Source organism: Campylobacter sp. BCW_6460, assembly GCF_001762705.1.
Classification (GTDB): domain Bacteria; phylum Campylobacterota; class Campylobacteria; order Campylobacterales; family Campylobacteraceae; genus Campylobacter_D; species Campylobacter_D jejuni.
Map to the genome: position 1 here is coordinate 177,529 of NZ_MJXI01000003.1, position 13,152 is coordinate 190,680.

Here is a 13,152-nt window from a genome sequence, read left to right on the forward strand (position 1 = left end):
GATTTTAATCAACCATAAATTTCAATAAATTTCAAATTTGCAACCTCCTTTTAGTGGAGTAATTAGCCCTAGCGGAGTTTCAATCCACTAGGGTTTTTAGTCCCTTTTTAAATTTCTTTATGGTAAAATTTTTCTAGGTTTTGGGTTTCTTTTTTAGCTGTTTTAGTCCCTTTTTAAATTTCTTTATGGTAAAATAGATATTTACCAGATAATGAAAATTTCAGGTTTTTTTAATAAAAATAGCAAAAATTATGCTATAATCTCATAAGAAATTTAAAAAGGGACTAAAATAAAGAGTTTGCGGGACTCTGCGGGGTTACAATCCTCTAAAACCGCTTTTAAAATTCAAATAAATTTTGCTGGTGATATTTTTCTTGTTTTTTGTTTATTTGAATTTTTGTATTTAAATTCTCCATGACTATCTATATCAAAAAGCGTTAAATTAGTTTCGTTATTAACTTTTTCGTTAAAAACTATGCCACCAAGCAAAAGCTCCATTTTATCAAACTGCTTTTCAGTGATGATTAAAGCCCTTACATTTCCATAAGGTGGCAAAATCTTTTTTACATTTTCAATAGAACTTTTTGCGGAACTTAAACCCTTGCAAATACGCATATAAACGCTAAATTGCAGCATAAAATAACCTAATTTTATAAGATTGTTTCTAAATTTACTTGCTAGTTTTTGCTCTTTTTTACTTTTAGTTGGCACATCAAACATCAAAAGCACACGCATAAATTTATCTTCAATCATCAAATTTCACTATCTTTAGTTCATCTTCATACAATAAAGCATTTTTAAAATTTGCCACATAATGATTTATCGCTCTATTTAAAGGATAATTTTGCCCATCAAAATTGATTTTGCTTTGTAAATGACCAATCAACGCTCTTTTGTCATCTTTGTTTAAAAACTCACTTTCACCCACAAGTTCTAAAACACAATCATCAACACTAGCCCTAAACACTTCTATCAAATCATCACAAAGCGCAAAAGAATTATAAATATTATTGTGCTTTATGCCAAGCCAAGGCAAAAGTCCACTGATACAAACTGCTCTAATAATACAAGCCCTAATGATTGCATAGCCATAATTTAAAGCAGAATTTTCAAAGCAAAGCTCATCTCTTGAAAAAGAAGCACCAAACAAAGTTTTAAAATACAACACCGCCGCAACAGCTTCAATATTTTTACTATCATTTAAGGTTACTTTTTTAGCCAAATTTATAAGCTCATTGCTTTGCTCTATTTTATTGTGTTTTTTCAAAACAAAGGCTTGATTTAGGATTTTGTTTTTAATGATTTTTTGCCATAAAATAGCCTTTTTTTGAGCACTTACATTCATTTGCTCTTTTGCGATTTTTGCACTTTGAAAATGCCCTAAAAAAGGAGTAAAAACACCATTTATACTATGAGTTTCATCACAGGTTAGCAAGATGATTTTATGCTTTGCAAAAGCGTTAAAAAGTGCGGAACTCAGGCTTGCTTGCAAGCTTTCTAAAACGATGATGTTTATATCTTTTAAAAACAATTTTGCTACATTTTCATCTTGCTTAATCACAAGATGATTTAGCTCTAAATTTAGCTTGGCATTAGAGCTAATAAGCAGTGTTTTAAAAGCTTCATCGTAACTCATTTTTTAAAATCTTCTCTTTGTCTAAACTCAGCCTTTGTCACTTCTCCAAGTACTGAAACTATGTATTTTTCAAATACTTTTAGATTTTGAATTCCTATGCTTTTTGCGATTACTTCTTTTTCATTTGCATTTTTAAACAATATTTTTTGATTTTTGCTTAGCGTTTCAAATTTATTATCGTGTTTTGAAACAGTTAGGCTAGCATTTGAGCTATCTAGCCTTTCATAATAAACAAGTTCTGGCTCTTGCATATCTTTAGTTTGAATTAAAATCAAACTATCTTTGTATAAAGAAAAGCAAAACTCATAATTTTCATCCATTAAAATCCAATCTTTTATAAGACCTGACTTTTTATCTTTACCTTGCACCACGGCTTTATTTGGTAATACTTTTAAAGCAAAATCCATGGTATAAATTGGCACAGCATAAAATTTATTTGTCTTTTTGTGTTTAAAAATATCCACTCTAAACATATCACCATTGCTAACGATTTTACCATTTACTTTGCGGATTTTACCAAGCTCTAGGGCTTTTAAAACTCCTTCTTTTCCGCCGTATGATTGATAGAATTCTTCTTCTTTTCTAAATGTTTCTTCATGTAAAGCTCCACTTGGCTTTTTTCTCTCAGGTTTTGAGACAAAAATTTCATCAATTTTATCTAAAAGCTTTTGCCTAAAACCACTAAAAGGCTCAAAAAACTTCCTTTTGTTTTTATAATCTAATTCACTAATTTTTTTTGCATAAAGTTCTGCAGTGTTGCTTTCTTGCTCTTTTTTAAAATCTGAAAAAGCCTTTACGATAGAGTTGTTTGCATAAGCAATAATTGCTGCATCGATGGCATGATGAAGATGGTTATTTCTATCCTTAGTGCTAAAGCCCCAAGTGTGTCTTAAAGTGGATGTTAGCATACCGCTTTTTGCTTCTACATGCACTTTTGAGCCTTTTTGTGTGTCGTTTAATTTTGTATTTTCATCATCGCTTAAAGGTAAAAAATCTAAATAATCTTTAGTGTAGTTTAAAACAAGCCTTGCGATGTAGCGAGTATCGTTTAGATTTCTATCTTTAAAGTCTTTTTGCTCTTTGTCTTTGTAGTTTTTATCTAAAATTCTTTTTTGCTTTTTAGTAGGTAAATTTTTTGCTAAAACTTCAATTTTCTGCCATTTTACTCTATCATTGCCAAAGGTTTCAAAGGGGGTTTTATTAAGTTTTTCTTGATTTTGCTTGGTAAAAACTAAAACTTTATTCATATAAGAATCATCAAAACTTCTAGAATAAGGGTAAATATGGTCAATTTCAAGCATTTTTTCATCTTGCAAATCACTAATTTTAATCTTTTCCCCACTATAAACACAAAATTCTTTTTGTTCTTTAAATAATCTTAATTTTAAAATATTTTTGCTATTTATTTTTAAGCCTAGTTTCTCACATTCAAGTTCGGCGTCTTTTTTGGCCTTGTAGTTTTCGTTTTGCTCTTTTTCTATTTTAGCTCTTTGACTGTGATTTTTACCTACTTCTCTTGCTAATTCAATGTTTATTTTATGCACTTTACCGTATTTTTTAAGCAAGGCATTTAAGATTTTTCTATATTCTTTAATCGCCCTTAAAACCACAGGATTAGTTACTTCATCTTTGTAATAAGTTTCATTAAATGCGGGTAAAAAGTCTTTTTTATCTTCATTAATTGCTACTTTTAAATTAAGCTCATTGCAAGCTTCATCGTATTTTTTACCTTCAAGCATTAAAGGAGTGATAAGTTTTAAGGCTTTAAAACTTATATTTAAATGGTCTTTAAATTCCAATTTGCTTAAGCTATCAATTTGATTTTGATTTAAATCATATTTTGCTAAAGCCTTTTTAAGTTTAATCTCATCTTTTATAAGGGTAATATCTTTTGCTATTTCATTTAAATCATCTTGGCTTAAATTATGCTCACCTAGGGCTTTTACAAATTCTTTGTATTTTTGAAACTCAATAAAATAAGTTCCTTTTTCTCCTTTAAACTCATAATCATTACTTAAGCCCAAAAGCTTTTTTGTTTGTTTATAAGTTAGAGTGCCGTTTTTTAAAACTTCATTTAAAAGCGTGTTTAAATCATCTTTTGTATATAAAATTCCTTCAGTATTTTTAAGATTGTTTAAAAGATTGATAATTCTTGTAAGCGCTACAAACATAAAAGCTAAGGGCGAATTTTTTGGCGCTCTTTTTTCATCAGTAAAAAAACTACAATTTCCCACCAAATGAGAAAAATCTTTTAAAGCCCTTTTATAAAATGCTACACTAAGCACTTCTTCTTCAAATTTCTTTGAGAAAGAAAAGCCAAATTCTCTTTGTTTTTGAAAAATAAGCTTTAATTCGTCTTTTAAAAAACTTTGCGCTATGCAGCGTTCATAACTTTCTTTTTTATTTCTAACATTTATAAATTCTTTGGAATTTTCTTTGAATTTTTGAAAATACTCTTTATAAAGATACTCGCCTACACTTTGATAACTTACTAATTTTTCTTCATTTTGCTTGATAGCTTTTAAAATCTTGCCTTTTTCTTCATCACCATTATTTTTAATATCATCATAGCCACGCCTTTTTGCAATATGTAAAATCACTCTTGCAAAATCTTGCTTACTTAAAAGCTCGTTTAAAGCTCTAAATCTTAACTCATAAGGGCTAATTAAAGAGCCTTTATAGCCTTAGCTAAACTTTCATCAAAGCTTTGATAATCTTCGTAATTTAACTTAAATTCATTTGCGATTAAATGTTTTAAGTGATTTAGCCTTGCTTTGCGTCTAGCAAGGCGTTTTCTAGCACTTCTTGCAAGGCGTCTTGGTAAGGCTAGGGATTCTCCTGTTTTAGGATTTTCAGCCTTTGTAAAAATCCTAACTCCGCAATCTTTTAACTCATCATTTTCGCTAAATGCCCAACCAATAGAGCTTATACCTATATCAAATGCCAAAATTCTTGCCACACTAGATCCTTTTTAATATTTATAATTTGTTTATAATTATAATATAAAAATCATTTTTTATACAAACATAAACTTTTCAGTAATCAAACTATACATATTATTAATTTTATAATGTAAAAAATAAGTAAAATTTTAAATGAAAAATATTTATTAGTTAAATTTTAGCCAAAATAAAATAAAAGCTAATAATAACTTTAGAGAAATCATGCCGATTTTTATGATATGTTCTACACTTTTAACGGTAATTGTTGTTGCTTATTATATACTCAAAAAATACAATCCCATTTTTGTATTTTTTCTTTCAGGTATTATCTTGCTTATTTTTGCTTTTTACATCACAGGAACACCTATACCAAAAGCCCCGAGCAGAGAACATACAAGCTTTTTGAATATTTTAGCTTTTATCACAGCAACTTTTAAAAGCCAGCTTTCTAGAGTAGAGCTTATTATCATGAGTGTGGCAGGTTTTGCTGCTTATATGAAACATATCAATGCTTCGGCAAAACTTGCTTTTTTAGCAAATAAACCCTTAGGAAAATCAAAAATAAATACTTGATTTAAGTGGAACTTTTGTTGTTGAAATAGCTTAAAAATCATCATTTTTAGCTATGCTGGATTGCTTTTACTTTTGTTAGCATGTATTTATCCTGTTTTAATCTCTGTTTTAATCTCTGTTTTAATCTCTGTTTTAATCTCTGTTTTAATCTCACTTAAAATCCGTCCTATTATAGCTATATGTGTGCTTTCTTTAATTGCACTTGATTATGGTCCAAAAGATGGAAATTCAATCAATATGGCAGATATGGTAGGACAAAGTGATAATGTCGTAGGGCTTTTTTAAATTACCAAATTTATAGTGTGATTGCCTATGTTGTAGTTATTACCATCTTGATTCCTTTTTATTTTGCTTAGATTGATAAAAGAGATAAAGAAAAAGGTGTTTTAAATGATGAAGTTGAAATTCCGCAAATCATTGATCCTAAATGCCCTACTTTTTACATACTCTTTCCTTGGTTACCTGTTGTATTTTTATTTACAGCGTATTTTTTTACTATCAAGCTCGATGTTGTGACAGCAAATTTTGTAAGCATTTCTTTAGTTTTTCTTGTTGAATTTGCAAGACACAGAAATGCTAGAAAATTAGGCGAAGATATGATGGTGATTTTAAAAGCTATGGCTGAAATTTTTATCTCAGTCGTAAGCATAATCATCGCCGCTGGAGTATTTGCTGAAGGCATTAAAGCACTTGGTGGAGTTAAATCCTTGCCAACGCGGTTTCAAGTCTTGGAACAGGAAATTTTGCATGGTTTGGAATTCTTTTGAGTATAGCTATTTTAAGCTTTTTAGTTTATTTTGCCACAGTGATTATGGGAAGTGGAATTGCCGCTTTTAATGCTTTTGGAAAACTAGCTCCTGATATAGCTACAAAATTAGGCGTTGCACCTATTACTCTAGTTTTACCTATAGAAATTGCATCTTGTTTAGGTCGCGCAGCTTCACCAATAGCAGGCGGAATCATAGCTTTAGCTGGATTTGCAAAAGTAGCTCCAATGGATATTATAAAACGGACCACTCCTCTTTTACTTATCGCTATGCTTGTAAATGTGCTTGTAGCCTTTTATCTAGCACAAACCAATCCTTTGCCAAAAGAACAAAACACTACAAAAATAGAACTTAAAATACACAAATAAAGCGTATTGACGCTTTATTTTCATTCTAAAACAATACCTTCATTAATGCAAATTTCGCCGATAATAAAGGCATCTGAATTTTCTAAAACCTTACTTACATTAGAAGGATCTACAACCATTACCAAACCTACTCCCATGTTAAAGCTTCTATACATTTCGCTTTCTTCTACAGCCTGTCCTATAGTATAAAAAATTTCAGGAGTTTTAAGATGGTGTTTGCGTATAGTTGCACCCATACCACGAGGCAAAACGCGTGGTAAATTTTCTACTAAACCACCCCCTGTAATATGTGCTAGAGCACTGATATAAGGCTTTAGTGTAAGAAAATCACGCACATAAATCCTTGTAGGTTCTAACAAAATATCAATTAAATTTTTACCCTCTATCTTGTCATCAAATTTTAATTTTAAACTTTCAAAAAGTACTTTTCTAGCTAAAGAATAACCATTTGAATGAAGTCCTGAACTAGGAAGTGCCAATAAAATATCACCATTTTTAACAAATTTACTTCTATCAATCTCATCTTCTTCAGCCATACCCACTGCAAAACCCGCAAGATCAAAATCATCTTTTGCATACATTCCAGGCATTTCAGCAGTTTCTCCGCCAATTAATGCACAATTTGCCATCTTACATCCCTTGGCAATGCCTGATACAACAGCCTTTGCTACTTCTACTTCGAGCTTGGCTGTAGCATAATAATCTAGGAAAAACAAAGGCGTAGCAAAATTACAAATCAAATCATTCACACACATTGCTACTAAATCTTGCCCTATAGTATCATATTTTTTAGCATCAATTGCCAAGCGAAGCTTGGTACCAACCCCATCTGTTGCACCTAAAATCACAGGCTTTTTAAAACCACTTGGCATTCTAAAAGCACCAGCAAAAGAACCAATTCCGCCTACAACATTATCATTAAAAGTTTCTTTAACCAAAGGTTTTATAGCCTCTACAAAGGCATTTCCATTATCTATACTTACGCCTGCATCTTTATATGAAATTTTCATTTATTTTCCTTTAAGAACTAAAAAGGTATTTTAACGAAAAAAGTTTTAATAAGGCATAAGATGAAAAATGCTTTTTTTGTAACCGCTTCAATTGCTTGCGGTAAAAGCACTTTTATAGAAATAGCGAATTCTTTAGGCTTTAAAAGCATTAGCGCAGACAAAATCGCTCATAAAATTTTAGATGAAAATGCTTTAGAACTTGAAAAGATTTTTTCTCCCTTTAGTTTAAAAAATTTACTCACAAAAGAAAAGAAAATCGATAGAAAAATCCTTGGAGAAATTGTTTTTAACAATAAAGAAGCTAAAAAAATCTTAGAAAATTTCACTCATCCTAAAATTCGAGCTAAAATTTTAGAACAAATGCAAATTCTAGATAAGGAAAATAAAGCTTTTTTTGTAGAAATTCCTCTTTTTTTTGAAAGCGGTGCTTATGAAAATTTAGGCAAAGTCATTGTAATTTACACACCTAAAGAATTAAGCCTTAAAAGAATCATGCAAAGAGATAAGCTCAGCTTAGAAGCTGCAAAAGCAAGACTTGATTCTCAAATAGATATTGAAGAAAAACTTAAAAAAGCAGATTTTATCATTAAAAATACTAATTCTTATGCCGATTTTAGGCAAGAATGTGTTAAAGTAATACAAGAAATTTCTAAAGGAAAAATGTGAAATTTTATAAATATTGTGCAAGTGGGAATGATTTTGTCATAACAAATGCTGATAGAAAAGAAGATAGAAGTGCTTTAGCTAAAGAACTTTGTAATCGTTATGAAGGCATAGGTGCGGATGGCTTTATCGTGATATTGCCTCATGAAAAATACGACTTTGAATGGGAATTTTATAATAACGATGGCTCAAGGGCTGCTATGTGTGGCAATGGCTCAAGGGCTGCGGCACATTTTGCACATCATATTAACAAAATAAATCCTAACATGAGTTTTTTAACCGGTGCAGGAGTAATAAAAGCAAAGGTAAATCAAGATAAAGTTGAAGTATCTTTAGGCAAAATAAAAAGTGTACAAAATACTTTTGAAGAATTAGGAAAAACTTGGCAACTTTGCAACACTGGAGTTCCACATCTAGTACATTTTTGTCAAAATTTAGATGAATTTGATACAATGCTTTGTCAAAAAATGAGACAAAAATATAATGCCAATGTTAATTTTGTAAAAATTTTAGATGAAAATCATTTAAAAGTTCGTACTTATGAACGCGGAGTTGAAGATGAAACCTTAGCTTGTGGCACAGGAATGGGGGCTTGTTTTTATCTGGCATTTTTAAATAAAAAAGTACAAAATAAAGTTAAAATAACTCCTAAAAGTGGTGAAGAGGTAGGGTTTGCATATAAAAATGAAGAATTGTTTTTTGAAGGAAAGGTAAAGTATTGTTTTGAAGCCAATTATAATTTTTCTTAGTCTTTTTCTAATCCCACTTTTTGCTGATGATCTAAAGAGTGGATTTGGAGAAGAATATTACAAACTTGATATAGATCAAAAAAGACAAATTTTTTTTATAAAAATGAATGAAATGTTTGATCAAAGCTTTAAAAAAATTGAACAAGAAAGAGCCTTTATCGAAGCCTTTTTTAAAGATGCTTACAAAACAGGCTTTAGGACTTCAAACCAAATAAATCTTGAAAAACTTATCACGATAAAAAACAAATATCGCATTGGAAATCTTTATGATTTTGCAGAATATAAAAAACGTATTCAAAAAATTCCAAAATCCATGGGTATAGCCCAAGCTTTAGTTGAAAGTGCTACAGGTACCAGTCGCTTCGCAAGAGAAGCAAACAATCTTTTTGGAGAATGGACTTGGGGTGAGAAAGGTTTAATTCCTGATTTAAGACATCCAGATAAAAAACACAAAATTAAAATTTTTGATAGTCTGCAAGATAGTGTTGACTCTTATGTTTTAAATTTAAATCGTCATTTTGCTTATGAAAAGTTTCGCGATGCAAGAGCTAAATTTGAAAGCGAAGGCAAAGAGATAACAGGGCTAGAGGCTATTAAAACTTTAGATTCTTATTCTGAACGCAAGGGATATTATATCAATCTTATTGCAAAAATCATCAAACGATACAACCTTGAAAAATACGATACAAAATCAAACAACGCCTAAAATCCAAGTGAAAATTTATCAAAAGATATGATTTCAAATTTAACCCCTTGCTCAAAAAAACTATCCTCGCTTGAAAGAGTGATAAAAATCACATGAAAAATTCCAAGTTCTAAAGCCTTTGGTAAAATTTTCTTAGCACGTAATTTAATCAAATCAATATCTAAAGTTGGACTTGAAATATAAGCAATTTTAGATATTTGGCTATAAAAGTTAAAGTATTTGTTATAAAAAAATTCTTCTTTAAATTTAAACAACTCGCTTAAAACTAAATTTTCAAATAAATGTGAAAAATCCTTTGAAATACAAAGATTATTTCTTAGGCCAAAATCTTTAAAATAAATCTTTTGAAGTTTTTTTTCATCATGTTTTAAAATATAGATCACATAAGTATTTTCTAATTTTTTTATAGCTTGATAAACACTATCTTTTGAAGTTTTTAATCTTTTTTTGAGTTCTATAAATATCTTAGAAATACTGATTTGCTGACCCAAATTTAAAGCTAAATACTTTAAAATTTCTAATTCTAAAAGAGTGAAGCTTTGTCTTAGAAGTATATTTTTTTCTCCAAATTTACTGCGTCCACTTTGTAAAAAAAGACCTACTAAATTATTTATAGGTAAATTTTTCTTACTTACACTAATAAATTCTTCAAAATCAAAATAATCAAGTTCAAGTTCTTCAAACCCATTTATATTTAAATCTTTTATATTTGTACTTAAGATGATGGGAATTTTAATTTTTTCTAAATTAGGGATAAAATCCAAATTATAAAGGCAAAGAATTTTAATTTGTAAATTTTCATTCAAAAAATCAGCAAGTCTTTCTAAACTTTGTTTTTCAAAACGTGTATCATATAAATCTAAAAACAAAATTTCACTTGCTTTAAATTGAGATAAAAAATTAAAAATAAGCGTTTTTTTACCACAAAATCGTGGGCCTTTTATGATAATATTTGGTTTTGAAATTTGAATTTTTCTTTCATAACTTACTTCAAATTTAGGGTGGTTTTCATAAAAAAAATTAAGTACTTTCAATTTTATCCTTTAAAAAAGGATATTATAACCTAGTTTGTATAATTGGGGCATAAAGCCCCTTAAATTACATTTTGCAAGCACCTTGTAAAGTAGCGCCTATCATCCAAAGACTTTTTTCATATTTTGCGATATTTTCTTGCGCAAAAGCAGCTGTTGTGGTATCACTTTCTTTTTCTGCTGCTTCATTGAGTTTTTTAAATTCTGCTAAAAGATATTCATAATCTTGTTTGATCAGTTCTATGACTTCAAGCGGAGTAAAGCAATCTTTTGTAACTTTTGGACTTTTTGCATTTTCCATTAAAACTTTTTGGCAAGTGATAGCTTTTTCGCCAAGTTGTAAAACTCTTTCAGCACAACTATCAAAAAGTTCTGCCATTTCTTCATAAGCTTTTTCTGTGTACTCGTGTATAGAAAAAAATTGCAAACCTTTTACATTCCAATGATAATTATGAAATTTAACCCATAGATGATGGGCATCTGCTTGCATTTGTAATAATTGTTTTGTAACTGACATGATTGACTCCTTTTTTTGATTTTTAAAATTATAGCATAAAATTCTTAAATAATAATTATTATTAATTAAAAATTTTTATTATAATTTTAACTTAAAATCATTATACTCTTTTTTTAATGAATTTTGATTAAGAATTTAATATATTTTTTAAGATCAACTTTCCAACTTCCACACCAGGTTGATCATAAGTGTTAATCCCTAGCATAACACCGCAAGTTGAAGTAAAAAGTTCATAATAATACATCAAATATCCCGCATGCCAAGCGTCAAGTTTTTCAAGTTCTATCACATCAACACTCAAATTTTCAGCGATTAAAGCATGCATAGTTGCATCACATTGAGCGTTTAAAAGTTCGTGAAGATTGACTTTATTACTTAAAGAATCTAAAAATTTAAAATGAATATCAGGGATAATAGGTGCTTTTTGAGCGTCTTTGATTTTTAAAAAAGTTACAGTTTTATTTTTAGGTCCATCCATGATGAGTTGTAAAAAACTATGCTGATCTCTTGCACCAATGAGTGCAATAGGAGTTAAACCTATGCGTTTATAGCCTTGCTTTTTACCTAAACTTTCAGCAATAAGCTGGATATACCATTCGTTAAAGCCTTTAAAAGCATCACTATATGAAAAAAGCACATTGATATTGGCATTTTTGTGTGTGCAATAATGATAAGCCTTTTGTAAAATTTCATCTTTTTTGCGAGTAAAAAAATCTTCAAAACAAGCTTTAGCTCCTTCTAAAAGAGCTTTGGCATTATAGCCACAAAAACAAAGTGGAACTATACCCACGGCTGAAAGTATGCTAAAACGACCTCCTACATTTGCAGGGATAAAAAAGCATTTAATACCTAAATTTTCACCTTCTTTATGAAGTTTTGAATCCTTATCGGTAATAAAAACAAAGTATTTTTTTAATTCTTGCATATCAAGTTTAAAATGTTCAATAAGAAGTTTAAAAAGTGATACGACTTCTATAGTGCTACCTGTTTTACTGATGATTAAAAACAAACTTTCTTCAAGCTTGATTTTTTCTAAAGTCTTATTAAAAGAATGTGAGCTTGTGTTATCGAGTATAAAAAGCTCTCTTTGGTTGCTTTTTTCATTAAAAAGCATATCACGCAAGGCTTTTACACCACAACTTGAACCTCCCATTCCCACTAAAACGATATTTTTTACATATTCTTTATCTTGAATAAATTTCAAGCTCTCATCGATTAAATTCAAACTTGTGTCAATAAGATGATAATACCCTACATCTCCACTTTTTACCTCATCATTAATACGATTTGCATAAGAACTTATAGTGTGAATTTCACTTTGCTTAAAAAAAAGTGTATTGTTTAACATTTACTTTTCTCGTAAAAATAATTTGTCGCCTCTACAAAGCCTTCTACGCTTCCACAATCAAAGCGCTTCCCTTGAAATTTATAAGCTAAAACCATACCATTGGTTGCTTGAGTTAAAAGCGCGTCGGTAAGTTGAATTTCGCCATTTTTTCCTGCTTTAGTATTTTCTAAAATTCCAAAAATATCAGGAGTTAAAATATATCTTCCTATGATAGCAAGACTACTTGGAGCTTCATCAGGACTTGGTTTTTCTATCATAGAATTAACCATAATAAGATTTTCTTCTACAAAATTTCCAGAAATTACTCCATAGTTTGAAACTTGTTCTTTTGGTACTTCCATCACAGCTATGATGGTGCAGCGATATTTTTCATAAATTTTTACCATTTGAGCCATAACATTTAAGCCTTCTTCATTAACACACAAATCATCAGCCAAAATTATGCCAAAAGCTTCATCGCCAACTAAAGGTTTACCTTTTAAAACCGCGTCACCTAAACCTTTCATTTGATTTTGTCTTGTAAAAGTAAAGGTGCAACGATTGATTAAAGAACGAATTTCATCAAGTAAGTATTCTTTTTTTGTACCTGAAATTTGATGTTCAAGTTCATAAGAAATATCAAAATAATCCTCTAAAGCTCTTTTTCCACGTCCTGTTACAAATCCCATATTTTCCATTCCTGCTTCCAAAGCTTCATCAACCCCATAATGGATCAAAGGTTTGGTTAAGATAGGTAACATCTCTTTAGGTAAAGTTTTTGTTGCAGGTAAAAATCTCGTCCCATAACCTGCCGCAGGGAAAATACAAGTTTGAAGCATAAAAATTTCCTTTTATTTTTTTAT

At 29.8% G+C, this 13,152-nt stretch carries 10 protein-coding genes and 2 pseudogenes; 4 read left to right on the forward strand and 8 right to left on the reverse strand.

Translation table 11 applies throughout. The annotated features are described in order from the left end of the window. Window positions 1-345: 345 nt before the first annotated feature. The 3 genes and pseudogenes from cas2 to cas9 all read right to left on the reverse strand — a co-directional run bounded on the left by cas2 (window position 346) and on the right by cas9 (window position 4,595). A complete protein-coding gene (gene cas2, locus AJ881_RS02725; RefSeq protein ID WP_070285337.1) occupies window positions 346-753 on the reverse strand; it encodes a CRISPR-associated endonuclease Cas2 in 408 nt (135 codons plus the stop codon). Beyond that, window positions 746-1,636, reverse strand: a complete 891-nt coding sequence (cas1, locus tag AJ881_RS02730) for a type II CRISPR-associated endonuclease Cas1 (RefSeq protein ID WP_044780406.1) — start codon at window positions 1,634-1,636, stop codon at window positions 746-748. Before cas1 ends, cas2 begins: the two co-directional genes overlap by 8 nt. Further along, a pseudogene (gene cas9, locus AJ881_RS02735) lies at window positions 1,633-4,595 on the reverse strand (type II CRISPR RNA-guided endonuclease Cas9). Before cas9 ends, cas1 begins: the two are co-directional and overlap by 4 nt. Before the next feature lie 205 nt (window positions 4,596-4,800). Here cas9 and dcuC point away from each other — a divergent pair. After that, window positions 4,801-6,286 (forward strand): annotated as a pseudogene (gene dcuC, locus AJ881_RS02740) (C4-dicarboxylate transporter DcuC). A 20-nt stretch (window positions 6,287-6,306) separates the two neighbouring features. Here dcuC and purM read toward each other — a convergent pair. Further along, window positions 6,307-7,296: a phosphoribosylformylglycinamidine cyclo-ligase gene (gene purM / locus AJ881_RS02745; protein WP_070283139.1), complete on the reverse strand. Its 990-nt coding sequence runs from the start codon at window positions 7,294-7,296 to the stop codon at window positions 6,307-6,309. A gap of 60 nt (window positions 7,297-7,356) precedes the next feature. Here purM and coaE point away from each other — a divergent pair, with 60 nt between their 5' ends. The 3 genes from coaE to AJ881_RS02760 are packed head-to-tail and all read left to right on the forward strand — an operon-like array spanning window position 7,357 to window position 9,414. Beyond that, window positions 7,357-7,962 (forward strand): dephospho-CoA kinase, encoded by a 606-nt coding sequence (coaE, locus tag AJ881_RS02750; protein ID WP_002826882.1) that lies wholly within the window; start codon window positions 7,357-7,359, stop codon window positions 7,960-7,962. After that, on the forward strand, window positions 7,959-8,708 hold the full coding sequence (gene dapF, locus AJ881_RS02755; RefSeq protein ID WP_002855997.1) for a diaminopimelate epimerase: 750 nt from the start codon (window positions 7,959-7,961) through the stop codon (window positions 8,706-8,708). The genes coaE and dapF overlap by 4 nt, the downstream gene beginning before the upstream one ends. Next, window positions 8,683-9,414 carry a glucosaminidase domain-containing protein gene (locus AJ881_RS02760; protein ID WP_070283138.1) on the forward strand — a complete coding sequence of 244 codons (732 nt, stop codon included), beginning with the start codon at window positions 8,683-8,685 and terminating at the stop codon, window positions 9,412-9,414. Before dapF ends, AJ881_RS02760 begins: the two co-directional genes overlap by 26 nt. Here AJ881_RS02760 and AJ881_RS02765 read toward each other — a convergent pair. The 4 genes from AJ881_RS02765 to galU all read right to left on the reverse strand — a co-directional run bounded on the left by AJ881_RS02765 (window position 9,411) and on the right by galU (window position 13,128). Then, window positions 9,411-10,448, reverse strand: coding sequence for a DUF4143 domain-containing protein (locus tag AJ881_RS02765; protein WP_070283137.1), 1,038 nt, complete (start codon window positions 10,446-10,448; stop codon window positions 9,411-9,413). The two genes, AJ881_RS02760 and AJ881_RS02765, sit on opposite strands and share 4 nt — an antisense overlap. Before the next feature lie 64 nt (window positions 10,449-10,512). Beyond that, the gene (locus AJ881_RS02770; protein WP_002871127.1) at window positions 10,513-10,962 is read right to left on the reverse strand and encodes a Dps family protein; all 450 of its coding nucleotides are present in this window, start codon (window positions 10,960-10,962) and stop codon (window positions 10,513-10,515) included. A gap of 127 nt (window positions 10,963-11,089) precedes the next feature. Beyond that, a complete protein-coding gene (locus AJ881_RS02775) occupies window positions 11,090-12,310 on the reverse strand; it encodes a glucose-6-phosphate isomerase (protein ID WP_044780403.1) in 1,221 nt (406 codons plus the stop codon). Beyond that, a complete protein-coding gene (gene galU, locus AJ881_RS02780) occupies window positions 12,304-13,128 on the reverse strand; it encodes a UTP--glucose-1-phosphate uridylyltransferase GalU (protein WP_070283136.1) in 825 nt (274 codons plus the stop codon). The genes AJ881_RS02775 and galU overlap by 7 nt, the downstream gene beginning before the upstream one ends. Window positions 13,129-13,152: the final 24 nt, after the last annotated feature.